The following is a 24,010-nucleotide window of genomic DNA, read 5'->3' as shown; positions in this document are numbered from 1 at the left end:
TCAGCGAAACTTTCCGACTTTTTCGTACCTTTGGCTGCTCCTTAGATACTCCCGCTCGGCAATGTTCAAATAAAAATTTGACATTGCCCTCGCTTATTCATATCTTTGCAAAGGATTAATCCCAAAGACATGGCATTTTTCGATATTTTCAAAAAGAAACAGAATACGCCGCCCTCCGAGGAGCAGGCGCGCAAACAGCAGGAAGAACTCAGCGCCGGGCTGGAAAAGACCAAAACGGGACTCTTCTCGAAACTGGCGCGCGCCGTGGCGGGCCGCTCGACGGTCGACGCCGACGTGCTGGACGACCTCGAGGAGGTGCTCATCTCGTCGGACGTGGGCGTGGAGACCACCGTGAAGATCATCCGCCGCATCGAGGAGCGCGTCGCCAGGGACAAGTACATGAACGCCTCGGAATTGCAGTCGATCCTGCGCGAGGAGATCACCGCCCTGATGGAAGATGCGCACGGCTCGTCGGAGCACTTCGGACTCGACGCCACCGAAGGCCAGCCCTACGTGGTGATGGTCGTGGGCGTCAACGGCGCCGGCAAGACCACCACCATCGGCAAACTGGCCGCACAGCTCACCAAGGCGGGCCGCAAGGTCTGGATCGGCGCAGCGGACACGTTCCGCGCCGCGGCCATCGACCAGTTGCAGGTGTGGGCCGACCGCGCCGGGGCGACGATGATCCGTCAGCAGATGGGTTCCGACCCCGCGTCGGTGGCTTTCGACACGCTCACCTCGGCCAAGTCCAACGGCGCCGACGTGGTGCTGATCGACACCGCCGGGCGTCTGCACAACAAAATCAACCTGATGAACGAACTGACGAAGATCCGCAACGTCATGGCCAAGGTCATTCCCGGAGCACCGCACGAAGTGATGCTCGTGCTGGACGGCTCGACGGGACAGAACGCCTTCGAACAGGCGAAGCAGTTCACGCAGGCCACGCAGGTTACGTCGCTCACCATCACCAAGCTGGACGGCACGGCCAAAGGCGGCGTGGTAATCGGCATCAGCGACCAGTTCCACATTCCGGTCCGCTACATCGGCATCGGCGAAGGCATCGACCAACTGCGCATCTTCGACCGCCGGGAGTTCGTCAACGCACTGTTCGGCGATGAAAAAAATTAACGTCATCACGCTCGGCTGTTCGAAGAACACCGTCGATTCGGAGCACCTGATGGCGCGGCTCGCGGCCGCCGGGTACGAAGTCGTCTTCGACAGCGACCGCACCGACGCCAAGGTGGTGGTAATCAACACCTGCGGATTCATCGGCGACGCCAAACAGGAGTCGGTGGACATGATCCTGCGCGCGGCGGCGGCCAAGCAGGCCGGGAAAATCGAGCGGCTGTTCGTCGTGGGGTGCCTTTCGGAGCGCTACGCCGACGAACTGCGGGCCGAAATCCCCGAGGTGGACGAATATTTCGGCGCCCGCACGTGGGACGGCATCGTCCGCGCACTGGGGGCTTCGGAGGACCCCGCGCTGGCCACCGAACGCCGGCTGACCACCCCCAGGCACTACGCCTACCTGAAAATCTCGGAGGGCTGCAACTGGAAATGCGGCTACTGCGCCATTCCGCTCATCCGCGGCGCACACGTCTCCGTTCCGATGGAGGTGCTGGAGGAGGAGGCCCGCAAACTCGCCGCGCAGGGCGTCCGGGAAGTGATGGTCATCGCGCAGGACACGACCTATTACGGCATCGACCTCTACGGCCGGCGGATGCTGGCCGAGCTGTTGCGCCGCCTGTGCCGCATCGACGGCATCGAATGGCTCCGGCTCCACTACGCCTACCCCACGGGGTTCCCCGAGGAGGTGATCGAGGTGATGGCCGCAGAGCCGAAAATCTGCAAATACCTCGACATTCCTTTCCAACACATCTCCGACGCCCAGCTTGCGGCCATGCACCGCCGCCACACCAAGGCCGAGGCGATGGAGCTGATCCGCCGCCTGCGCACGGCCATTCCGGACCTCGCGCTGCGCACGACGCTGCTCGTAGGCTATCCGGGCGAAACGGAGGCCGATTTCGAGGAACTTCTGGAGTTCGTGCGGGAGGTACGTTTCGAACGGCTCGGGGTCTTCGCCTACTCCGAGGAGGAGGGGACTTATTCGGCCGAAAAGCTCCGCGACGACGTGCCGGAGACCGTGAAGCAGGAGCGTGTGGAGCGCATCATGGCTCTGCAGAACGAGATTTCGCTCGAAAACAACCGCCGCCGCGTGGGGAGCACCGAACGGGTCATCATCGACTCGCGTCAGGGCGACTTCTATGTAGGACGCACGCAGTACGACTCTCCGGAGGTGGACCAAGAGATTCTGATACCCGTCGGCGGGAAGCGGCTTCTGCGCGGACATTTCTACGAGGTGACCGTCACCTCGGCTGCGGATTACGATCTATACGGAAAAGTCCGCGAAAAATAATATTTGTAAATTATCGTTCTTTTTCGTATCTTTGGTGTCGTAACGACACTTTCAGCAGGTCGGAAAGTTTTGCCGGACCGCACGCAATTCCGTTTTGGAATCGTCCGGTTTTTTTCCTACCTTTGAAAAATAAACCGGGACCTTTACCCAAGACCATGGCCGACAAAAGCGTGATAACAAATCTCGAAGCCCGCGTAAAGCAGCTTATCGACGACCACAAACGGCTGTCGGAACTCTGCTCGGAGCTGACGGCACAGCGGGACACGCTCCGCTCGGAAAAACGCACGCTGGAAGAGCGTGTCCGGGAGCTGGACGCCGAATTGGCGCGCATGCAGCTGACCGAGGGCCTTGCGGGAGAGAGCCGGAACCGGGAAAAAGCGCGGGCTCGCGTCAACCGTCTTATGCGGGAGGTGGACAAGTGCATCGCGTTGCTGGGGCAGCCGTTGGCTGTTCCGAAGGCAGAATAGGACGCCCCGAGGCAGGACGAACAGGACAGGAGAATAAACGAAACGAAAAATGGCAAAACAGTCGATAACCCTCAAAATAGCGGGGAAAAGCTATTCACTCAATATCGAGAGCGAAAAAGAGGAGGTGTACCGGCTGGCCGAACGGGAGGTGAACAATTACCTCGCACAGATAAAACAACAGAATATCAAAAACTGGAACGACCAGGATTACCTGTCGATGGCCGCACTGAAATTCGCCATTGCGAACGTCGGAATGCGCCAGAGCCGTGAGGTGGACAACGAAGATCTCCGGCAGCTGGAAAAAATCGGCACGGAAATAGATGCATATCTCAACGACCCGAAGAAGTAACGCCCGGGGCGCAGCGCACAGAGGCGAGAGCCGCCCGCGGACAATATGCATCCGACAAAAAACGTTCTTTTACATACAAGAATCTACCCGCATAGATTCCTTAAAGCTTTGCGAAACTGAACATTTATTACATTGGGGCAACTCAAGACGCTTCAAAATCAGGCCTTACCACCCTTCGGGGGAGTACGTTACGGCGTACCGTTGGAAGATTGCGATTGTCGGAGCCCCCACACATGACTGATCGGCAGATTCGTCAAACGAGACTAAGGAATCCTATGCGGTTTTTTTTATGACTATACAAGAAACCCTAATAATAACAACTAAAAACACGTAAGAGTCAATGTATACCATCATTTTGACTGCCTGCATCTCTGCAGTGGTCGCCGTTGCGGTCTACGCGGTTGTCACCAACCTCGTGGTCAAAACGTCGATCCGCAAGCGCCGCGAAGCCGCCGTGAAGGAGGCCGAGGCCGAAGGAGAGATGATCAAGAAGGAGCGTATCCTCCAGGCGAAAGAGAAGTTCATACAGCTCAAGAGCGAATACGACCGTCAGGTCAACGAACGCAACCAGAAGATCGCCCAGAGCGAACAGCGCGCCAAGCAGATCGAGCAAAACCTGCAGAATCAGCAGCGCGAACTGGAGAACAAGCTCCGCGACAACGACCGGCTGAAGGAGCAGATGCAGAACCAGCTGCAAATCCTCGAACACAAGAAAGAGGAGGTCGACCAGATGCAGCGCGAACAGAACGCCCGCCTGGAGCAGATTTCGGGCATGAGTTCGGAAGACGCCAAGAACATCCTGATCGAGAACATGAAGGCCGAGGCCAAGACCGAAGCCGCCGCCTACATCAACGAGACCGTCGAGGAGGCCAAGCTGACTGCCACGAAAGAGGCCAAGCGCATCATCGTCGCGTCGATCCAGCGTGTAGCGACCGAGACGGCCATCGAGAACGCCGTGACGGTCTTCAACATCGAGAGCGACGAAGTCAAGGGCCGCATCATCGGCCGCGAAGGCCGTAACATCCGCGCCTTGGAGGCCGCAACGGGCATCGAGATCATCGTCGACGACACCCCCGAGGCGATCATCCTTTCGGGCTTCGACCCCGTGCGCCGCGAGATCGCGCGTCTGGCCCTGCATCAGTTGGTCACCGACGGCCGCATCCACCCCGCCCGCATCGAGGAGGTGGTGGCCAAAGTCCAGAAACAGATCGAGGAGGAGATCGTCGAGGTGGGCAAACGCACCACGATCGACCTGGGCATCCACGGTCTGCACCCCGAGCTGATCCGCATGATCGGCAAGATGAAATACCGTTCGTCCTACGGCCAAAACCTGTTGCAGCACGCCCGTGAAACGGCCAATCTCGCAGGTATCATGGCCGCCGAGCTGGGCCTCAATCCCAAGACTGCCCGCCGCGCAGGCCTGTTGCACGACATCGGCAAGGTGCCCGACGACGAACCGGAACTGCCGCACGCAATCATCGGCATGAAGCTCGCCGAGAAGTTCAAGGAGAAACCCGAGGTTTGCAACGCCATCGGCGCCCACCACGACGAGGTGGAGATGACCTCGATCATCTCTCCGATCATCCAGGTCTGCGACGCCATTTCGGGCGCACGTCCCGGAGCACGCCGCGAGGTGGTCGAGAGTTACATCAAACGTCTGAAGGAGATGGAGGACATCGCCCTGTCGTACCCCGGCGTGGTGAAAACCTACGCCATTCAGGCCGGACGCGAACTGCGCGTGATCGTCGGAGCCGACAAGCTCTCGGACCAGGAGTCGGAAGGACTGTCGCACGATATCGCCAAGAAGATCCAGGACGAAATGACGTACCCGGGCCAGGTGAAGATCACCGTTATCCGCGAAACCCGCGCCGTGTCCTACGCCAAGTAGACCGACATATTCCGACAAAAATCCCTCCCGAACGATTCAGGAGGGATTTTTTTTGCAACCGTAGCGGCTTCCGGCAAACTGCCGCCAGAGGATGACGGAAAAGAAAGCCCCGAAAACGGCACACATCGCCGCCAACAGGAAATTCATCACCCGCAGGTCAGGCCTGACGCCACCGTGGGAATTGAGTCCGCCGGAGAATATCCATTATTCGAAGATGTGTTTTTTGTTGCGCGTCAACGAATGGGCGCGCTTGTTAAACAGGAAGATCGGAGCCGCGGCGCCTGCCGCCAGCATGAAGATCACACAGAAAGTCACGAAGCCGTTGCGCAGAATTTCCTGCAAATACAAGCCGCTGGCCGCCGCATCGCCCAAGTGCTGCATGAACATAATCATCGCAAAAACCGTCTTATAGGCATACATGCCCGGGATCATCGGGAGCAGCGCCGGAATGAACAGCACGGTCATCGGACAACGGATGCGGCCGCCCAGCAGAAGGCTGCCCACGCCGATCACGACCGAGGCGCAGAGCGATGCCGAGGCAATATCCATCCCGCCCTGCATCAGCACGAAGCGCAGGGCGTGGCCCACGGCGGCCAGCAGGGCGATGACCGGGAACGCCCGCATCGGAGGATCGGAGATGGCCCCGAAACCGATGGCCGCAACGGCCGCGAAAAATCCGTCGGAGAGAATTTCAGGCAGCATCATAGCAATCCGTTTTTAACGATCATCAGCGTACACGACAGTCCGATGGCGATGCAGATAATCAGCATCAGGGCCGAAGTGAGGCGGGCAATGCCGTTCAGCACGTGCCCCTCGACGATGTCGATCACACCGTTGATGAGCGGCACACCGGGAATGAGGAAAAGGACGCTCGTGGCGAGCGCCACTTCGGAGGTGGTGTCGAACATCAGCGCCACCGAAGCGCACATCGAGGCTGCGAACGACGAGGCGATGAAGATCACATAGTGGTTGAGTCCCCTGGCCTGCATGCGCTGGCGGAGGAAAAATCCCAGCAGCGTCGCCGTGAAGACGATGCTCACGGCGAGCCAGTCGCCGCCGAACAGCCGGCAGAACGAGGCGTTGGCAAAGCCGACGAGGATGAGCGTGAAAATGGGGCCGAGACGTGGCCGGGCGATAATCTCCGCATAGCGGGTCCGGATTTCCGGGAGCGGCATCCGGCGGTCGTAGGCCTCCCAGCTCAGGGCGCTCAGCTCGGCGTTCAGTTTGAAGCTGATCGGCAGGGGCGGAATGTCGGCCACTTCGCTGTATACCTCGCCGCTCTCGTCGTCGCAGACCGAAAAGGTCACGACCTTCTGGAACGCCGACACGATCACCCGCACCCCGAGCGCATCGCCCAGCCGCTTGGAGTTGCGCACCACACGGGATGTGTGGACGCCCGAGCCCATCAGCCGGGTGGCATACTCGGCGATGAACTGCGCTATTTCCCTGAGTTCCGCCACTGTTTTCATAACCTGAACTTTAACCGGGGACAAAGATACGGATAAGCGAGGGCAAAAGCAAGTTTACTTGCATTTTGCCGAGCGAGAGTATCTAAGGCGAAGCCAAAGATACCTAAAAAATTTTATGTATCTTCGCCGCATGAAACGACCCGATCCATCGCTCGTGGCCTATGCCGAGGCCGAGATCATCCCCCGTTACGAACATTTCGACCGCGCCCACGGCACGGACCACGTCCGCACGGTCATTGCGCAGAGCCTCGCGCTGGCCGCGCATTACGACGTGGATATAAATATGGTCTACGCCATCGCCGCCTACCACGACACGGGGCTGGCGTACGGACGCGAACGCCACCACATCGACGCCGGACGCATCCTGGCGGAAGACGCAGAGGTGCGTCGCCGGTTCACCGGGGAGCAGATCGAAGTGATGCGCGAAGCCGTGGAGGACCACCGCGCCTCGTCGGACCACGCACCCCGCACGGTCTACGGCCGCATCGTGGCCGAAGCCGACCGGGTGATCGACCCCGCGACGATCATCCGCCGCACGGTGCAGTACGGACTGGCAAACTACCCTGCACTCGACCGTGAGGGACATTATGCGCGCTGTCTGGACCACCTGCAAAAGAAATATGCCGAAGGGGGTTACCTGCGCCTCTGGATCGCCGAATCGGACAACGCCCTGCGGCTCGAAGAGCTGCGGACGATCATCCGCGACCCGCAACAACTGCGAAGGCTCTTCGACGAAACGTTCGACGCGGAAACCGCCGCCGAATAACAAATGAAAACCCCGGAGCTTTTCGAAAGCGTCCGGGGATTTTCATTTCAGGCGGCGATTACTCCTCGCCGTGGGGGAAATATTTCATATACTGCACCCGCTGGTAGAACTCGCCCTCCGAGGAGCCGTAGTCCATACGGCCGGAGAACTCGTCGAGCGAGTCGAAGCCCTGACGGGCAGCCCACTCGTCGATGAAGCGGTTGATCCCGCCGATCACCTCGTAGCCGTGGCGATGGATAGCCGTGCAAACCTGCACCACGGCAGCGCCGCACAGCAGGGCTTTGACAGCGGCGGCTCCGTCGTGCACGCCCGTCGAGACGGCGATATCCAGCTGCGGCAGCGCATGGGCGCACAGCGCCGTGCTGCGAAGCACGTTGCGCAGTTCGGTCGGTTCGCTGAACGGATCGCCGTTCACGAAACTCATCTTCTCGATGTCGATATCGGGTTCGAAAAAGCGGTTGTAGAGCACCAGTCCCCGGGCGCCGCGGCCCAGCAGGGCGTCGCCGACCGAGAGCACGTTGGTCAATCGCATCGGGAGCTTCACCGACACGGGTATCGTCACCCCGGCGGCAACCTTGCGCACAATATCGGCATAGCGGCTCTCTATCTCCTGCGCCGAAGCCTGCCGGTCCGTCGGAAGCAGGAAGATATTCAGCTCCAGCGCCGAAGCCCCTGCGGCCTGCATGGCCGAGGCATACTCGATCCACGCATCGCCCGTACCTACGCAGTTGATGCTTCCGATGACGGGAATGCCCGTCTTGGCGGCATCGGCGACGAGTTTCAGCAGTTCGGCCTTGTAGGCGTCGCCCAGATAGCGCTCGAGGTACTCGCCCGCATCGCCGTAACCCTCCATGTTGTCCAGCGAGGCGGCCTGACGGTAAATCTGCTCCTCGAAGATTGATTTCAGCACCACGGCGCCGGCGCCGTTGCGGACGCACTGCTCGACGTTGTGCATGTTTGCCGTATAGGGGGAACTGCTGACCACGACGGGGCTTGCGAGTTCCAGCCCGAGATATTTCGCTTTCATAGGAAAAATTATCTGTTAAACATTAAACAAACGGAATCTTCACCACCTCGGCCTTCACGGGCTTCTCACGGATGATAACAGCGATTTCCGTGCCCGGCTTGGCATAGGCAGCCTCGACGTAACCCAGCGCCACGCCGACTTTCAGGCAGGGCGACATCGTGCCGGAGGTGACATGCCCGATCTCGGCGCCTTCGGGCGACGCAATCGGATAACCGTGGCGCGGAATGCCGCGCTCGGTCATCTTCAGCCCCACGAGTTTGCGGGCGACGCCCTCGGCCTTCTGCTTCTCCATCACGGCGCGGTCGATGAAATCCTTGCCGTCGGCGAATTTGGTGATCCAGCCCAGTCCGGCCTCGATCGGCGAAGTGGTGTCGTCGATGTCGTTGCCGTAGAGGCAGAAACCCTTCTCCAGACGCAGCGTATCCCGGGCGCCGAGACCGATGTTCTTCAGCCCGAACTCCTCGCCGGCCTCCCACAGCGCTTTCCAGAGTTTGTCCCCGTCCTCGTTGGCGACATAAATCTCGCAGCCGCCCGAACCGGTGTAACCCGTGATCGAAAGGATGGCGTCGCATCCGGCGACCGGCATTTTCTTAAAGGTATAGTATTCCATCTCCTCCACCGGCTCCGTGCACATCTTCTGCACGATCTTCATGGCCAGGGGCCCCTGCACGGCCAACTGGCAAATCTCCTCCGAGGCGTTGTAGAGCTCCTTGCCGTGACCGGCCTCCATGCCGAAAGCCTTGCCTTCGGCGCAGATGTGCGCCCAGTCCTTGTCGATATTGGCGGCATTGACACAGAGCATATAGGTCTCGGCATCGACCCGGTAAACGAGGATGTCGTCGACGATACCCCCGCGGCCGTTGGGCATGCAGGTATACTGCACCTTGCTGTCGACGAGTTTCGCAACGTCGTTGGTCGTGATGCGCTGCAACAAGGCAAGCGCTTTGGGACCTTTGACCCAGATTTCGCCCATGTGGCTAACGTCGAAGACGCCGGCGCCGTTGCGGACAGTCATGTGTTCGTCGTTGATGCCCGTGAATTCGATGGGCATGTTGTATCCCGCGAATTCGGCCATCTTGGCGCCCGCGGCAATGTGGTACTTGGTAAATGCGGTAATTTTCATCCGAGTTTATTTATTAAAGTCATTTTCCCAAACAGATCGTCACCCCGACACCGAACGTCTGATTATATCCCCGGTCCGCCAGGCAATGCACCAGGCCCCGCGAATAACCGGCCGAAAGACGGAACGTTCCCGCTTCAAAAATCAACCGTCCCCGCACACCCGCATCCCAGCGTCCCGGCACAACCGCATCGGGAGCGGCATATCCCACACGGCAGGCGCCGTAAAGGCCGCCCGAAAGGAACATCCTGATTCCGAAAAGTGTCGCTATCCGATACTGCACTTCCGCAGGAAGCGCCAGATAATAGCTTCGCAGCACCTCCGAAGGGCTTTTGCCTCCCATGGCTGCGAATTCGAAACCGGCTTCCGCCTCCCAGCGGCGGTTTATCACCAGAGAGGTCGTCGCCGAAACATAGAATCCCGTACGCATCGCATCGAACCCGGAGGAAGCAACGTCGGAAAACAGAACGCCGCCACCGAGGTTCAGCGTCCACGGAGAAGTGGCGAGCCGCAGCATGAAACCGGGACGTTCGCCGCGGAATGCCTCCGAACGGGTTTCCGGCGGCAGACTGACCCTCAACGTATCGGCATCGCGGCTTTTTACGGCCGGAACTTCTGCTGCGGCAGTCGGCTCCTCCTTCGGAAAAGCCTGCCCGAGAAATTCGATCGTGCGCTGCGGATCCTTGTTATAGCCTTCGAGTGAAGCAATCTTTACGCCCGTGCGGTCAAACAGCACCAGTTCGGGGACACCCCTGCGTTCCGAACCATAGGCCCGCTGATAAACCTTGCCTGCCGGCGTATCGATATCGAGCACCCGCAGGTCAATCCGCCCAAGCAGCGCCGCGACTTCGGCGTTGCGGAACGTCACGCCTTTGACCATCCGGCAGGGACCGCACCACGACGCGGTGAAAAACAGCAGCACAGGACGCTCCGAACGGATCGAGTCGGGCACCGCCACAATTTTTTTCGCCGTCTCCTGCGCAACGGCAGAACCCGGTCCGGCCGACATCAACATAATCAGCAGACAAAGGATTTGCAAACCATATATGACGGACTTTCTCATAAGAAGAAAATTAGCGGACACGCATCACACCGACGCCGATGCAACCGACAGCCGGACAGCGATTACTCGCGGCGCTTCACGCCCAGGCGCGGACAGCGGTGAAACTCCTTCGTACGGTCGAACAGGTAGCGGTAGGTGGTATGCACCTTGTGGCGCGTGGCGCAGACGTAGGTCTCGATCATGCGGTTCATCACAGGGTTGAAGTCGCCGATCCACGCCAGCTCCATCGACTTGTAGGGATTCTTCGTCCGTTCGAGGAACTGCCAGTATTTGACCATGATGGCCGACTCGACTCCCTTGCCGTGGAACTCGGGCGTGATGCCGAAGATGATGGCGAAGATGCGGTCGCACGACTTACGCACTTTGAGGTCCCACATCAGGCGCAATTTCTGCCGAAGGCCGAATTTGCCGTTGAACTTGCCGATCAGGCGGTTCAGGTCGGGGACGGTGATGAAGAACCCGATGGGCTCGTCGTTGAAATAGGCGAAGAAGATGATATTGGGGTCGATGATCGGTTTCATCTCGCGGACCATCTCGAGCGCCTCCTCCTGCGTCATCGGCTTCACACCCGAGAAAAGGGCCCATGCCTTGTTATAAATGACGCGGAAGCTCTCGGCGGCATCCTCCAGGTTGTTCATGTCGATATTCTCGACCCGGTAGCCCGGCACGGTGTAGAGCCGCTCGGCGCGGGCGAAAATCTGCTTGTTGGCCTCCGAGTTGTTCACCCGCCAGATAAAGCTGTGCTGGTTGAAATAGTTTTTGAACCCGTAATTCTCGAACAGCTCCTTGTAATAGGGCGGGTTGTAGGGATTCTTGTACAAAGGCTGGAATTCATAGCCCTCGACCAGCAGTCCCCACCAGTCGCGCCGCTGCCCGAAGTTGACCGGACCGTCCATGGCCTCCATGCCGCGGCTGGCGAGCCACATGCGCGAGGCTTCGAACATCATGTCGGCGACCTGCTGGTCGTCGATCGCCTCGAAGAACCCGCAGCTGCCCGTCGGCTGCTCCTCGAGGGCGGCCTTCTCACGGTTGTAGAACGCCGCGATACGGCCCACGACCGCGCCCTGCCGGTCGCGGACCACCCAGCGGATGGCCTCGCCGTCGGCGAAAAGTTCGTTCTTCGCCGGGTTGAAGACCTCGAGGACATCCATGTCCAGCGGGCAGACCCAGTTGCGGTTTCCCTTATAAATCTTTTTGGGAAGGTCGAGCCACTCGCGCTCCACGGCGGGCGTCGTGACCTCCTGTAAGGTGTACTTATCCTTGTTCATCGCTCTGTCTTTCTAATTTCAGCGTTTCTGATTCCAAAGGTAACAAATTTTTCCTTATTTTTGTTGGTAGAACAAATTTAGCATCCGAATGAACAAAAGCCTGGAACAATATATGCCCGACGGGAGCAAGGTCCCCTACCGGTTCATGAAATACCGCATCCACAAGATCCTGCTCGTGTGCTGCAGCTACGACGGCTACATCCTCGAGGAGGACGGGCACATCGAATCGCAGATCAACCAAGAGTACATCGACCTCAACATGTCGAACCCGCCCTCGCTGACGCGCGTCAGCTCGACGGCCGAGGCGCTGGAGAAACTGGCCGGGGACGACACGTTCGACTTCATCCTCACGATGTACAACGTCGGCGAACCCGACGTCTTCTCGTTCGCCCGGATCGTCAAAGAACGCCACCCCAACACCCCCGTCGGATTGCTGACCTCCTTTTCAAAGGACATCTACCGCCGCATCGAGGAGCAGGACCGCTCGGGACTCGACTACATCTTTTCGTGGCACGGCAACACGGACCTCATCGTGGCCATCATCAAACTCATCGAGGACAAGATGAACGCCGACGAGGACATCCTCGAGGGCGGCGTGCAGGCCATCCTGCTGGTCGAGGACTCCATCCGTTTCTACTCCACCTACCTGCCGGAGTTATATAAACTGATCCTGCTGCAGAACACCGAGTTCCTGAAGGACGCCTTCAACGAACAGCAGCAAGTGCTGCGCAAGCGCGCCCGCCCCAAAATCCTGCTGGCCCGCTGTTACGAGGAGGCCGTGGAACTGTACGAACGTTACAAGAAAAACCTGCTGGGCGTGATCTCCGACGTGGGATTCGTCCTCCACCGCAACGATCCGCCCGAGAGTGAGAAGCTCGACGCCGGGATCGACCTCTGCCGCCGCATCAAACAGGACAACCCGCTGATGCCGGTGTTGCTGCAATCGTCGCAGGTGGCTTTCGGCAAACAGGCCGCGGAGCTCGGTGCGGGATTCATCGCCAAGAACTCCAAGACGCTCCTTTCGCAGTTGAGCGAGTACATCGCCAAGGAGTTCGCCTTCGGGGATTTCGTCTTCAAAGACCCCGACACGGGCGCCGAGATCGGCCGCGCCAAGGACCTCACGCAGATGCAGCACATGATCGCCACGATTCCCGACAAGGCGTTCGAATACCACACCTCGCAGAACCACCTTTCGAAATGGCTCTACTCGCGGGGTCTGTTCCCGCTCGCGGCCTCGATCCGCCAATACAACAAGAGCCATTTCACATCGGTCGAGGAGCACCGCCGGGCGCTGGTGAACCTGATCCGCGACTACCGCACCCTGCTGGGGCAGGGCGTCGTGGCGCGTTTCGACGCCGAGACCTACTCCGACGCCGTGGCCTTCGCCCGCATCGGCGAGGGTTCGCTGGGCGGCAAGGCCCGCGGACTGGCCTTCATGAACTCGATGCTCATTAAATACCGCCAGTACGACAAGCACGAGAACGTGCGCATCATGATCCCGCGGTCGGTGGTGATCGCCACGGAGTATTTCGACGACTTCATCCACAACAACGGATTGAAATACATTATCTCGCAGGATTTTTCCGATGAGGAGATCCTGTCGGAATTCGTCAGTTCGGTGCTCCCGTTCCGGCTGCGCGAAGCCCTGAAGGGCTACATCCGCACGGTCCGCACGCCGCTGGCCATCCGTTCGTCGTCGAAACTCGAGGACTCCCACTACCAGCCCTTCGCCGGCATCTACTCCACCTACATGATCCCCTACGTCGACAACGAGGACCAGATGCTCCGTCTGCTGTTCAAAGCCGTCAAAAGCGTCTACGCCTCGGTCTACTTCGCGGCGTCGAGGGCCTACATACAGTCGTCGCAGAACCTCATCTCGGAGGAGAAGATGGCCGTCATCATCCAGGAGGTGTGCGGCACGGAGCAGGACGGGCTCTTCTTCCCCACCTGCTCGGGCGTGGCACGGTCGATCAACTACTACCCCATCGGCGACGAACAGCCCGCAGACGGGGTCTGCAACGTGGCGATGGGACTCGGGAAACTGGTCGTGGACGGCGGACGCACGCTGCGGTTCTCGCCCCGCTACCCCCAGAAAGTGCTCCAGACCTCAACCCCCGAGCTGGCGCTGAGCGACACGCAGAACGAGGTGCTGGCCCTGAGCCTGCGCCCCGAGGAGTTCCGCACGTCGATCGACGACGCGGTGAACCTCCACCGCCTGAGCCTCACGGACATCGCCCGGTTCCGCAACTCGAAATACGTCTGCTCGGTCTGGGACCGCGAGAACGAACGCATCTCCGACAGCCCCTTCGACAGCGGACGCAAGGTTATCACGTTCAACAACATTTTAAAATACAACACGTTCCCGCTGGCGAAAATCATCTCGGACATCCTCCGCATGGGCGCCGAGGAGATGCGCTGCCCCGTGGAGGTGGAATTCGCCGTCAACATGGATGTCGCCCCGGGCCAGCAGCAGATCTTCAACCTGCTGCAAATCCGCCCGATCATCGACAACCAGGACAACCGCTCCATCGACTGGGCGGCGGAAGAGACCTCCCGGGCGCTGATCTACGGCGAGCAGGCCCTCGGCATCGGGCAGATGCAGGACATCGCCGACATCATCTACATCAAATCCGAAGCCTTCGACTCGCTCTCGACCGAGAAGATCGCCGAAGAACTGCTGATGCTCAACAACCGCATGCGCGAAGAGGGTCGGTCGTACATCCTCGTAGGCCCCGGACGCTGGGGCTCCTCGGACCCGTTCCTCGGCGTGCCGGTCAAATGGAACCATATCTCCGAGGCGAAGGTGATCGTCGAATGCGGCATCGAGAAATTCGATGTCGAGCCCTCGCAGGGCACGCACTTCTTCCAGAACGTCACCTCGCTGGGCGTGGGATACCTGACGATCAACCCCTTCCGCGGCGACGGCATTTTCCGCGAGCAGGAGCTCAACGCCCGGCAGGCCCTCTTCGAAGGAACCTACCTGCGGCAGGTGCGCTTCGAAAATCCCCTGTGGGTCTGCATCGACGGGCGCTCGAACAAGGGCATGGTGCGCGAAGAAAAACCCGAAGATTAATATTTGTCCAAAAATTTCCGGAAAACGGTTACAATCTATAAGAAATATTTTTATATTTGTGATAAGACAAAACCAACCAACTAAAAACTTCAGCATATGAACGTAACCAAACTGATGACCGAACTCGAGCGCAGACATCCCGGCGAAAGCGAATACCTGCAGGCCGTGCGCGAAGTCCTCATGACCGTCGAGGAGAGCTACAACCAACATCCGGAATTCGAAGCCAACCGCATCGCGGAGCGCATCGTGGAGCCCGACCGCATCTTCACCTTCAAAGTGGTCTGGACGGACGACAAGGGCGACGTGCAGGTCAATCTCGGCTACCGGGTACAGTTCAACAACGCCATCGGCCCTTACAAGGGCGGTCTGCGGTTCCACCCCTCGGTGAACCTCTCGATCCTAAAATTCCTCGGCTTCGAACAGATTTTCAAAAACGCACTCACCACGCTGCCGATGGGCGGCGCAAAGGGCGGTTCGGATTTCAACCCTAAAGGCAAGTCGGACCGCGAGGTGATGCGCTTCTGCCAGGCTTTCATGACCGAACTGTGGCGTCACATCGGTCCCCAGACGGACGTTCCGGCAGGCGACATCGGCGTCGGCGGCCGTGAAATCGGCTTCCTCTACGGCATGTACCGCAAGCTGGCCCGGGAGAACACGGGCGTGCTGACGGGCAAGGGCATGACCTACGGCGGATCGCTGATCCGTCCCGAGGCGACGGGCTTCGGCGCCGTCTATTTCCTGCGCCAGATGCTCGAAAAGGCCGGCATGGACATCAAAGGCCAGACCATCGCCATCTCGGGCTTCGGCAACGTGGCCTGGGGCGCCGCGACGAAAGCGACCGAACTGGGCGCCAAGGTGGTGACCATTTCGGGTCCCGACGGCTATATCTACGATCCCGACGGCCTCGACGCCGAGAAGATCGCCTACATGCTGGAGCTGCGCGCATCGAACAACGACGTGGTGGAGCCTTACGCCAAGAAGTTCCCGGGATCGAAGTTCTTCGCCGGCAAGAAGCCGTGGGAGGTCAAGGTGGACATCGCCATGCCGTGCGCCACGCAGAACGAACTCGACGGCGAGGATGCCAAGAAACTGCTGGCCAACGGCGTGAAGATCGTGGCCGAGGTTTCGAACATGGGCTGCCGCCCGGAGGCTATCGACGCCTTCATCGCGGCGAAGATTCCCTACGGACCGGGCAAGGCCGTGAACGCCGGCGGCGTGGCTACGTCGGGTCTCGAAATGACGCAGAATTCGCAGAAACTCAACTGGACAGCCGAGGAGGTCGATGCCAAGCTGCACCAGATCATGTCGTCGATCCACCACGCCTGTGTGGAGTACGGCACCGAGAAAGACGGCTACCTCAACTACATGAAGGGCGCCAACATCGCCGGATTCATGAAGGTCGCCAAATCGATGGTCGAGCAGGGCATCCTGTAAACCCGCCACGCTTCGGCGAAAACGAAAGCGGACCCCGACGGGGTCCGCTCTTTTGTTTCAGAAAGCCGCGCAAACGCCGATGCCGAACGTCAGTTTGTGGAGCCGCTGCCGCGAAGCGCCCGTCAGGGGCGGCGCCACGTCGTAGTCGGTCGTGAACCGCACGCCGAGGTTCTGGGTGGCGAGGTAGGTCGTGGAGATACCCGTGCCGAACGAAAATCCGGCGCGGCTCTCCAGCCTCCGCAGGTCCGTTTTGCAGGGTTTGTAGATTTCGCATCCCCCGAGCAGTTTCGCGCCGACCAGCCACCGCATCGAAAAAGGATAGGAGAAATAGGGGCCCGCATAGACCGAGGCGCACTCCAGCTCGTCGTTCTGGGCCACGCCGTTGACCTTCACCCGCAGGTTCACACACGACATGCGCCCTCCGAAGCCCCAGTAGGGCGAAGCGAACCACGCTCCCTGAACCTGGACGGCAGGGCCCGCGAGAAGCTGCATGCGCATATCGGGATAAGGCTCATAAGTCCCCGGCACGGTCGTCAGCCCGAGACCGAAGCCCAGAAACGAGGGGCGGCGGTAGCGGTCGTAGACCGAATAGGTTTCCGAGACGAGCAGCCCTTTGTCTTTGAAAATCAGGTCGGCGAGGAAATACCCCAGCTCCGTGGCCAGAATGCCGATGCCGGCGCCGACCATGATGTCGCTCATCCAGTGGCGGTTGTTCAACTGGCGCGTGACCCCCGTGACCGTCGCCACGGTGTAGCCGCCGATGCTGTACCACGGACTGCGGTGGCCGTACTCTTTGTGGAGCATCGTGGCAGTCATGAAGGCCGTGGCCGTATGTCCCGAGGGAAAGGAGTTGCGCGACGAACCGTCGGGACGCATCACGCGGCAGGAGTATTTCAGCGAGTTGACGCCGACGGCCATCAGGCCCGCCGAAAAGGCGTCGGAGACCAGCATGCGGCCCCACGAACTGCGCCCTTTGACGCCAAAAGCCTTCATGCCGACCATCACCCCGGCCGGAGCGTACTGAAGGTAATCGTCGTAGTCGTGGCGGAACGAACGGCTGTAACCGTTGCGCAGGCGCCGGAAATCGGCATCATAAGCCTGCATGACCACCCCGCCCACGATAAGCGGTGTGCCGATGAACAGCATGCGGTAGGCTTTCGTCGAAGTGTGGCGGTCAATGCGCTGACGGAATGCACCGCCCGCACTCATGTCGACACTGTCCGGCAACTGCGCCCATGCTCCCAAGCCCACGAAAGAGAGCAGACAAGCCGCGGCAAAACGTCTGAGCATCGTAATATAGAAGCAACTGTTTTTTACGCCTTTTTACGCCGGACGGCACGGATCAGTTCGCCGCCGATAGCCAGCAGCGAAGTGAAACCGATCACTTCGGCCCATTCGCCCCACGTGAGCGGCACGGTGCGGAACACCTCGCCGCCGAACTCCACGATCAACACCTGTCCCACGCCGATAGCCAGCAGGATCAGGAAAAACTCCCGGCACCCCCTCAGGCAGGTAAACACCGAATGGCGGGTTTCGAAACCCTTGGCGTTGAACATGTTCCAGAACTGCAGGAAGACGAACGTCGAGAAGAAAAGCGTCAGCTGGCGCACGGTAAGTCCGCCCTCGGTGATCGTCCACCAGAAGAGCATCCCCAGCAGGACCGTGACCATGACCATGCCGCAGGTAAAGATGGTGCGGGCCATGGCGCGCGTGATGATGAACTCGTCCCTCGGACGCGGCTTGTCGCGCATCACCTCGGCGCTGGGCGGCAGCGAAGCCATCGCCATCGCCGCAAAGGTATCCATAATGATATTGACCCAGAGGATCTGCACCACCGTCAGCGGCATCTCGGTACCGAACACGGCGCCGACGAAGCAGATGACGATGGCCGCGAAGTTGATCGTCAGTTGGAACAGCACGAACCGCTGGATGTTGCGGTAGAGCGAGCGGCCCCACATCACGGCCGTGGCGATCGACGCGAACGAGTCGTCGAGCAGCGTGATGTCCGAAGCGTCCTTCGCCACGGAGGTTCCCGACCCCATCGAAAGGCCCACGTTGGCGAAATTCAGCGCCGGGGCGTCGTTCGTGCCGTCGCCCGTGACGGCCACCACCTCGCCCCGCTGCTGCAACAACCTGACGAGACGCTGTTTGTCGAGCGGCCGGGCACGGGACATGATCTTCAGGTCGTGCACCCGCTCCAACAATTCCTCATCGCTCAGGGCCGCGAAATCCGTACCGGTGATGTGGTTGCGGTCGCCGTCCTCGGCGTCGTTCCACAGCCCGATCTGGCGGGCGATCTCACGCGCCGTGGCCGGGGTGTCGCCCGTGACGATTTTGATGCCGATGCCGGCCCCGAGGCAGCGTCCGACCGCCGCGGGAACATCCTCACGGACGGGATCGGAGATGGCCGCAACGGCCGCAAAATGCAGGCCGCCGGCCTTAACGGCCTCCAGACAGTCGTCCGACGCGGTCTCGGCCCATGCCACGGCCAGCGTGCGCATGGCGCGGCTCTGGAAACCGAGCAGCTGCTCGGCGACCTGCGTGTCCTTGCCGTCCGGAAGACACATCGTGCGCACGATCTCCGGCGCGCCCTTCACACAGAGGATGCGACGGCCCGAAACGCCGCTCTCGATGATCGTCGCCATGTATTTGCGCTCGGTCGAGAAGGTCAGCCGATCGACGATCTTCGCTCCGGCCCGCAGGGGCTCGTAATCGGCGCCGCGGCTGCGCAGCCATTCGAGCAGGGCCCCTTCCGTGGGGTTGCCGATGATGTGCCCCTCGGCATCGAGGAACGCCGTGGTATTCAGCGCCACGATCTCGGCGAAATCCCGCTCGGGGAGCGCATCGTAACGCACCAACTCCTGCACGTGCATCCGGTTCTGGGTGAGCGTGCCGGTCTTGTCGGTGCAGATGACCGTCACGGCGCCCATCGTCTCGCAGGCGTGCATCTTGCGCACGAGGTTGTTGGTTTTCAGCATCCGCCGCATGGACATCGCCAGCGACAGCGTGATCGACATCGGAAGCCCCTCGGGAACGGCCATGACGATGATCGCCACCGAGACCATGAAAATCTGCAACACATGCTGAGAGATCGTCAGCCAGTCGCCGTCGAGCAGTCCGCCCACGAAGATCGCCTTTGCGAGCATCACGCAGAAGATCAGCACCGAAAGGAGAATGCCCAGACGCCCGATCAGGCGCGAGAGGCGCGTCAGCTGACGGTCGAGCGGCGTCTGTTCGTCGTTCTGCACGGTGGCCTGCTCCGTCACCCGCCCGGCCTCCGTCGCGTCGCCCACGGCCGTGACGACCATCACGCCGTAACCGTCCGCCACGGTCGTCCCCCGCAGCACGGCATTCGACGGATAAGTCGCCTCGGGATCGAAATCGGCCTCATTGACGGTCTTGTCGACCTCGGGTTCGCCCGTGAGGGTCGATTCGTTGATTTTCAGCGACACGGCCTCGACCAGTTCGCCGTCGGCAGGGATCGTCTCGCCGCCCTCGATGTAGACCACGTCGCCCGCAACGACGTCGCGGCGCGGAATTTCGCGGATCGTGCCTTCGCGCATCACTTTGACGGGGATGTCGTCGTTGACCTGGTTCAGCCGCCGGAAACGCCGCTGGGCGTCCCACTCGAACCAGAAGCCGACGCATGTGGCGAGGATGATGGCGCAGATAATACCCACGGATTCCGTGAAATCCTTGTGAATGAAACCGATGACCAACGACAGCACGGCGGCCAGCAGCAGGATGCGGATGATCGGATCGCGGAACTTTTCGAGCAGCAGACGCCACACCGAATCGTCTTTCGGCGGGGTGATGATGTTGTCGCCGTGCTGACGCCGGCTTTCAGCGACTTCCTGCGGGGAGAGTCCCCGGGGATTGAAGGGTATCATAGCATTGTCAAAATTTGGTCAGGGAAAACTGCCGCGTCGAGGCATCGAGCCGCACGGCGATGAACAACAGAATCGTAAAAGCGATGAGCGACGAACCTCCGTAGCTCATGAAGGGCAGCGGAATGCCCATGACGGGCATCAGTCCGATGGTCATACCCACATTGACCAGCACGTGAAACAGCAGGATCGCCGCCACGCAGTAGCAGTAGATGCGGCCGAAAGGCTCCTGCTGCCGCTCGCCCATACGCATCAGGCGCAGGATGAGGATGCACAGCAGCGACAGCAGCACGACCGCGCCCAGAAACCCCCACTCTTCGCCCACGGTGCAGAAGATGAAGTCGGTATGCCGCTCGGGCACGAATCCGTATTTGATCTGGGTACCCTCCAGGAAGCCCTTGCCCCAGAAGTTGCCCGAACCGATGGCGATTTTGGCCTGATTGACGTTGTAGTCGGTGCCCAGCGGGTCGCTGATGATGCCCAGAAAGCTCAGGATGCGGTCCCGCTGGTGCTGTTTGAGGATCGAATTGAAGATGTAGTCGGTCGTGGGCAGAAAGACCATCGAACCGATGAACAGCCCCAGCGTAATGTAGATGTTACGCAGGTTCGACCGGTAGGCGTAGGCCGCCACGAATCCCAGCGAGAGGATCGTCACGATCAGCAGCGAGTGGTAAATGTCCAGCACCCCCGGAGCGATGAGCGACATCACGAAGCACAGCAGGATGCTCGCCAGCGCCAGCACGGCCAGAAAGACGATCCGCGAGCGCCACAACCCGTTCATCATCGCCTCCGAGAGGGTGCAGACCAGGATCAGCGAGACGAGGAGCGTCATCGGCGAGAGCAGGAACGAGACGATGAACAGCGCGGCGATCAGCAGGACCGGAATGCAGAGCCATTTGTTCAGTCCCTCGCGGTAGAGCACGAAGAGGAACGACCCCAGCACGATGCCCGACCCGGTGTCGTTCTGCAGGATGATGATGAACAGCGGGATGCAGATCACCATGCCTACGCGGAACAAATCCCCGGCGCGGTTGATCGAGAAGGAATATTCGCTCATCACGCGGGCCAGGGCCAGAGCCGTGGCGATCTTGGCGAACTCCACGGGCTGTACGCGGAACGAACCGAACTCGAACCACGCCTTGGCGCCGTTGACCTCGCGGCCGAACAGCAGTGCGGCCAGCAGCAGCGCAATGCCTCCCAGGTAGGCCGGATAGGCGAACATGTGGTAGAACCGCTCGTCGAGCAGCAGCACCACGAGCGCCGTGACCCACGCCACACCGATCCAGAGCAGCTGCTTCATGTAGAAATGCGAGAACGAAAAGAGGTCGGCCGCCCCTTCGTCGTAGGAGGCCGAAGTGATCGACACCCACCCCGCCAGCACGATCAGCACGTACAGCAGGACAGTCCAGAGGTCCACTCCGTAAAAGATGCCGCTATGCCGGTTACTTGTCATAGGCGGGATAGTAGATGTTCAGGTTTTTGACATGCTCCAACAGCGCCGGACGCCGGATCGTGTCCGTCAGGTAGTACTCCTCCAGCAGGCTGGCGATCGGCAGGGCCGCGGAGGCTCCGAAACCGCCGTTCTCGACATAGACCGAAATGGCGATCTTCGGATTGTCCTTCGGGGCGAACGACAGAAAGGTCGAGTGGTCGCGGCCGCGCGGGTTCTCGGCCGTGCCGGTCTTGCCGCAGACATCCCACCCGTCGAGCCGCGCGAGCGTCGAGGTGCCCCCGACGTTCACGCCCCGCCACATGCCCTCGACGATCGGCTCGAAGTGTTTCGGATCGACCTTCGTGTAATGGCGTTCGTAGAACCGGGCGTCGAGCGAGTCGCGCCCTTCGATCTTTTTCACGATGTGCGGAATGTAGTAATAGCCGCGGTTGGCGACGATAGCCGCGAGGTTGGCCAACTGCAGCGGCGTACAGCCCAGCGCATCCTGCCCGATCGAGAGCGACAGCACCGTGAGCGAGTTCCACGAACCCCGGTACTGGCGGTCGTAGAAAGCCCGGTCGGGGACATAGCCGTTGCGTTCGTCGAGGAAATCCGAACCCAGCCTGCGACCGAACCCGAAGCTCTCGACATAGGATTTCCAGACATCGTACCCCTCCTTCACGCTCCCGTACTTGGGATTGTCGAGGATATCGCGGAAGACATAACAAAAATAGGCATTGCACGAGGTGGCCACCGCAAAACGCAGGTCCAACGGCGAAGCGTGGGCATGACAGGCCATTTTCAGGCGTCCGGCCTGATAGCCCATGTGGCAGTAGTGGAGATCCGAAGGCCGCAGCACCCCCTCCTGCAAGCCGATCAACCCCTGCACCAGCTTAAATGTCGAGCCCGGCGGATAAGCCGCCCGCACCGCGCGGTTGAACAACGGCTGACGCTTGTTGCGGAGCATCTCCATATAGTTGTTGCCGCGTTCGCGGCCCACCAGCCGGTCGGGATCGTAGGTCGGCGAGGAGACCATCATCAGGATTTCGCCCGTCGAAGGCTCGATAGCCACCGCGGCCCCTACCTTGCCGCGCATCAGCTCCTCCCCCAACAGTTGAAGCCGGGCGTCGATGGTGCTCACGAGGTAGCGGCCGGGATCGGGCAGCGAGTCGAAATGCCCGTTCATGTAGGAGCCTTTGATGGCTCCATGGGTGTCGATCTCCTGGATTTTGACGCCCTTGCGGCCCCGAAGTTCCGGCTCGTAGGCCGATTCCACACCGCCCATACCCACATAGTCGCCGATCTTATAGTCCGGATGACGTTTCAGGTAGTCCGCGTTCACTTCGCTGACATAACCCAGCAGGTTGCCGCCCACCTCGCGGGGATATTGCCGCACGGTACGGTAGACGGCGTAGAATCCCCGGAAATTGCACTCGTCGAAACGCAGTTTGTCCTCCTTGGAGATATAGCTCATCACGAGGCGCGGCGCCCGCGGACGCATCCGCGCATTGGCCAGTTCCCGGTCGAGCTTCACCCGCGGGAGGTTCAGCACCTCGCACAGACGGGCCGTGTCGAAGCCCCGTTTGTCGATCTCGCTGGAAATGACCATCAGGTCGTAACATTCGCGGCTCTGGACCAGGTATTCGCCGTTGCGGTCGAAAACCTCGCCCCGCGGCGGGTACTGGACCACATGCCGCAGTACGTTGGCCCGCGCGAGGTCGTCGTAACGCGAGTCGATCAGCTGAATGTAGGCCAGCCGCCCGACGATCAGGGCAAAGACCAGCAGCACGACGACCTGCAGGGTCCGCATCCGACCAAAACCCTCCGAACGACTCATACGCGCATGGGGAGTTTAGCCGTGAAGATACGGGCGATGATCCAGATGAAGCCCACCGACACCGCCGAACTGACGACGATGCGCAGCAACGTATGCAGCACATGGGTCCACGAAAGGGCCTCGAGCGAAAAGAAGACGGCATGGTGGATGAGCGTCAGCGCCACGAGGTAGCCGACGAAAATCCGCTCGCCGAAGCGTGCCGAGGAAGGCACGCCTCCCTCACGGGCGTTCTCACGCCCGTAGAGCATTCCGATCAGCGTCGGGCGCAGGAAGGCGATCAGCAGCGTGGCGATGGTATTGATCCCGGCAGCGCCCATGACGCAATCCATCGTGACGCCCAGCGCGAGGCCGGCGCCGAGCACCACCACGGGCAGCGTGTCCAACGGCAGCAGGGCGATGAAGACGATGTAGACGAGCGGATTGAGGTAGATGCTGATCGACAGGTTGTCGAACAGGAAAACCTGCAGCAGGACCGCCGCCGCAAAAAGTCCGAGATATGGGAGTGTGCGATGCATTT

Annotated in this window: 19 protein-coding genes; 8 read left to right on the top strand and 11 right to left on the bottom strand. The window is 60.4% G+C overall.

Annotation, left to right across the window (positions count from 1 at the left end; translation table 11 throughout):
* Nucleotides 1-129 precede the first annotated feature (129 nt).
* From ftsY to rny, 5 genes are all read left to right on the top strand, one after another.
* Nucleotides 130-1,128, top strand: a complete 999-nt coding sequence (gene ftsY / locus BLU78_RS09585) for a signal recognition particle-docking protein FtsY (protein ID WP_010266694.1) — start codon at nucleotides 130-132, stop codon at nucleotides 1,126-1,128.
* Complete coding sequence (gene rimO / locus BLU78_RS09580; RefSeq protein WP_010266698.1) at nucleotides 1,115-2,413, top strand: 30S ribosomal protein S12 methylthiotransferase RimO; 1,299 nt, start codon at nucleotides 1,115-1,117, stop codon at nucleotides 2,411-2,413. The genes ftsY and rimO overlap by 14 nt, the downstream gene beginning before the upstream one ends.
* Before the next feature lie 155 nt (nucleotides 2,414-2,568).
* Nucleotides 2,569-2,880 (top strand): hypothetical protein, encoded by a 312-nt coding sequence (locus BLU78_RS09575; RefSeq protein ID WP_010266701.1) that lies wholly within the window; start codon nucleotides 2,569-2,571, stop codon nucleotides 2,878-2,880.
* A 49-nt stretch (nucleotides 2,881-2,929) separates the two neighbouring features.
* Nucleotides 2,930-3,229 (top strand): cell division protein ZapA, encoded by a 300-nt coding sequence (locus tag BLU78_RS09570; protein WP_010266707.1) that lies wholly within the window; start codon nucleotides 2,930-2,932, stop codon nucleotides 3,227-3,229.
* Nucleotides 3,230-3,569: 340 nt separating this feature from the next.
* Complete coding sequence (gene rny, locus BLU78_RS09565; RefSeq protein ID WP_010266710.1) at nucleotides 3,570-5,117, top strand: ribonuclease Y; 1,548 nt, start codon at nucleotides 3,570-3,572, stop codon at nucleotides 5,115-5,117.
* A 204-nt stretch (nucleotides 5,118-5,321) separates the two neighbouring features.
* Here the strand turns inward: rny and BLU78_RS09560 are convergent, their stop codons facing one another.
* Nucleotides 5,322-5,822, bottom strand: coding sequence for a threonine/serine exporter family protein (locus BLU78_RS09560; protein ID WP_010266714.1), 501 nt, complete (start codon nucleotides 5,820-5,822; stop codon nucleotides 5,322-5,324).
* Nucleotides 5,819-6,586, bottom strand: coding sequence for a threonine/serine exporter family protein (locus BLU78_RS09555; protein WP_026020875.1), 768 nt, complete (start codon nucleotides 6,584-6,586; stop codon nucleotides 5,819-5,821). Before BLU78_RS09555 ends, BLU78_RS09560 begins: the two co-directional genes overlap by 4 nt.
* Nucleotides 6,587-6,716: 130 nt before the next feature.
* Between BLU78_RS09555 and BLU78_RS09550 the strand changes: the two genes are divergently transcribed.
* Nucleotides 6,717-7,352 carry an HD domain-containing protein gene (locus tag BLU78_RS09550; protein ID WP_010266720.1) on the top strand — a complete coding sequence of 212 codons (636 nt, stop codon included), beginning with the start codon at nucleotides 6,717-6,719 and terminating at the stop codon, nucleotides 7,350-7,352.
* Nucleotides 7,353-7,410: 58 nt separating this feature from the next.
* Here BLU78_RS09550 and BLU78_RS09545 read toward each other — a convergent pair whose 3' ends face one another.
* The 4 genes from BLU78_RS09545 to BLU78_RS09530 all read right to left on the bottom strand — a co-directional run bounded on the left by BLU78_RS09545 (nucleotide 7,411) and on the right by BLU78_RS09530 (nucleotide 11,830).
* Nucleotides 7,411-8,379 carry a dihydroorotate dehydrogenase-like protein gene (locus BLU78_RS09545; RefSeq protein ID WP_010266723.1) on the bottom strand — a complete coding sequence of 323 codons (969 nt, stop codon included), beginning with the start codon at nucleotides 8,377-8,379 and terminating at the stop codon, nucleotides 7,411-7,413.
* Nucleotides 8,380-8,401: 22 nt separating this feature from the next.
* Entirely contained in the window at nucleotides 8,402-9,502 is a 1,101-nt protein-coding gene (gene gcvT, locus BLU78_RS09540) for a glycine cleavage system aminomethyltransferase GcvT (protein WP_010266726.1), read from the bottom strand.
* A gap of 19 nt (nucleotides 9,503-9,521) precedes the next feature.
* Nucleotides 9,522-10,457 (bottom strand): thioredoxin family protein, encoded by a 936-nt coding sequence (locus BLU78_RS09535; protein ID WP_176791133.1) that lies wholly within the window; start codon nucleotides 10,455-10,457, stop codon nucleotides 9,522-9,524.
* A gap of 167 nt (nucleotides 10,458-10,624) precedes the next feature.
* Entirely contained in the window at nucleotides 10,625-11,830 is a 1,206-nt protein-coding gene (locus tag BLU78_RS09530; protein WP_010266735.1) for a hypothetical protein, read from the bottom strand.
* Between the two features lie 88 nt (nucleotides 11,831-11,918).
* On the opposite strand from BLU78_RS09530, the gene BLU78_RS09525 reads away from it, so the two are divergent.
* Nucleotides 11,919-14,903, top strand: coding sequence for a PEP/pyruvate-binding domain-containing protein (locus tag BLU78_RS09525; RefSeq protein WP_010266737.1), 2,985 nt, complete (start codon nucleotides 11,919-11,921; stop codon nucleotides 14,901-14,903).
* Between the two features lie 96 nt (nucleotides 14,904-14,999).
* Complete coding sequence (gene gdhA, locus BLU78_RS09520) at nucleotides 15,000-16,337, top strand: NADP-specific glutamate dehydrogenase (protein WP_010266739.1); 1,338 nt, start codon at nucleotides 15,000-15,002, stop codon at nucleotides 16,335-16,337.
* A 57-nt stretch (nucleotides 16,338-16,394) separates the two neighbouring features.
* Here gdhA and BLU78_RS09515 read toward each other — a convergent pair whose 3' ends face one another.
* Genes BLU78_RS09515 through BLU78_RS09495 form a run of 5 tightly spaced genes read right to left on the bottom strand, consistent with a single transcriptional unit; the run spans nucleotide 16,395 to nucleotide 24,008 of the window.
* Nucleotides 16,395-17,627, bottom strand: a complete 1,233-nt coding sequence (locus BLU78_RS09515; RefSeq protein ID WP_010266740.1) for a phosphatase PAP2 family protein — start codon at nucleotides 17,625-17,627, stop codon at nucleotides 16,395-16,397.
* Between the two features lie 23 nt (nucleotides 17,628-17,650).
* A complete protein-coding gene (locus tag BLU78_RS09510; protein ID WP_010266742.1) occupies nucleotides 17,651-20,227 on the bottom strand; it encodes a calcium-translocating P-type ATPase, PMCA-type in 2,577 nt (858 codons plus the stop codon).
* 7 nt (nucleotides 20,228-20,234) lie between these two features.
* Nucleotides 20,235-21,677 (bottom strand): rod shape-determining protein RodA, encoded by a 1,443-nt coding sequence (rodA, locus tag BLU78_RS09505; protein ID WP_010266744.1) that lies wholly within the window; start codon nucleotides 21,675-21,677, stop codon nucleotides 20,235-20,237.
* A complete protein-coding gene (locus BLU78_RS09500) occupies nucleotides 21,667-23,493 on the bottom strand; it encodes a peptidoglycan D,D-transpeptidase FtsI family protein (RefSeq protein WP_010266746.1) in 1,827 nt (608 codons plus the stop codon). Before BLU78_RS09500 ends, rodA begins: the two co-directional genes overlap by 11 nt.
* The gene (locus BLU78_RS09495) at nucleotides 23,490-24,008 is read right to left on the bottom strand and encodes a hypothetical protein (RefSeq protein ID WP_010266748.1); all 519 of its coding nucleotides are present in this window, start codon (nucleotides 24,006-24,008) and stop codon (nucleotides 23,490-23,492) included. Before BLU78_RS09495 ends, BLU78_RS09500 begins: the two co-directional genes overlap by 4 nt.
* Nucleotides 24,009-24,010 lie beyond the last annotated feature (2 nt).

Origin of the sequence: Alistipes timonensis JC136, from assembly GCF_900107675.1 — a bacterium.
Taxonomy (GTDB): Bacteria; Bacteroidota; Bacteroidia; order Bacteroidales; family Rikenellaceae; genus Alistipes; species Alistipes timonensis.
Note: the sequence above shows the minus strand (reverse complement) of the source record. Positions and strands in the feature narration are given on the sequence as shown.

Coding starts and splice junctions, on each gene's coding strand:
- BLU78_RS09495 (WP_010266748.1), bottom strand. CDS start 24,008: ATGCATCGCACACTCCCATATCTCGGACTTTTTGCGGCGGCGGTCCTG.
- rodA (WP_010266744.1), bottom strand. CDS start 21,677: ATGACAAGTAACCGGCATAGCGGCATCTTTTACGGAGTGGACCTCTGG.
- BLU78_RS09515 (WP_010266740.1), bottom strand. CDS start 17,627: ATGCTCAGACGTTTTGCCGCGGCTTGTCTGCTCTCTTTCGTGGGCTTG.
- BLU78_RS09510 (WP_010266742.1), bottom strand. CDS start 20,227: ATGATACCCTTCAATCCCCGGGGACTCTCCCCGCAGGAAGTCGCTGAA.
- rny (WP_010266710.1), top strand. CDS start 3,570: ATGTATACCATCATTTTGACTGCCTGCATCTCTGCAGTGGTCGCCGTT.
- BLU78_RS09550 (WP_010266720.1), top strand. CDS start 6,717: ATGAAACGACCCGATCCATCGCTCGTGGCCTATGCCGAGGCCGAGATC.
- BLU78_RS09560 (WP_010266714.1), bottom strand. CDS start 5,822: ATGATGCTGCCTGAAATTCTCTCCGACGGATTTTTCGCGGCCGTTGCG.
- ftsY (WP_010266694.1), top strand. CDS start 130: ATGGCATTTTTCGATATTTTCAAAAAGAAACAGAATACGCCGCCCTCC.
- BLU78_RS09570 (WP_010266707.1), top strand. CDS start 2,930: ATGGCAAAACAGTCGATAACCCTCAAAATAGCGGGGAAAAGCTATTCA.
- BLU78_RS09525 (WP_010266737.1), top strand. CDS start 11,919: ATGAACAAAAGCCTGGAACAATATATGCCCGACGGGAGCAAGGTCCCC.
- BLU78_RS09500 (WP_010266746.1), bottom strand. CDS start 23,493: ATGAGTCGTTCGGAGGGTTTTGGTCGGATGCGGACCCTGCAGGTCGTC.
- BLU78_RS09545 (WP_010266723.1), bottom strand. CDS start 8,379: ATGAAAGCGAAATATCTCGGGCTGGAACTCGCAAGCCCCGTCGTGGTC.
- BLU78_RS09530 (WP_010266735.1), bottom strand. CDS start 11,830: ATGAACAAGGATAAGTACACCTTACAGGAGGTCACGACGCCCGCCGTG.
- BLU78_RS09575 (WP_010266701.1), top strand. CDS start 2,569: ATGGCCGACAAAAGCGTGATAACAAATCTCGAAGCCCGCGTAAAGCAG.
- gdhA (WP_010266739.1), top strand. CDS start 15,000: ATGAACGTAACCAAACTGATGACCGAACTCGAGCGCAGACATCCCGGC.
- BLU78_RS09555 (WP_026020875.1), bottom strand. CDS start 6,586: ATGAAAACAGTGGCGGAACTCAGGGAAATAGCGCAGTTCATCGCCGAG.
- rimO (WP_010266698.1), top strand. CDS start 1,115: ATGAAAAAAATTAACGTCATCACGCTCGGCTGTTCGAAGAACACCGTC.
- gcvT (WP_010266726.1), bottom strand. CDS start 9,502: ATGAAAATTACCGCATTTACCAAGTACCACATTGCCGCGGGCGCCAAG.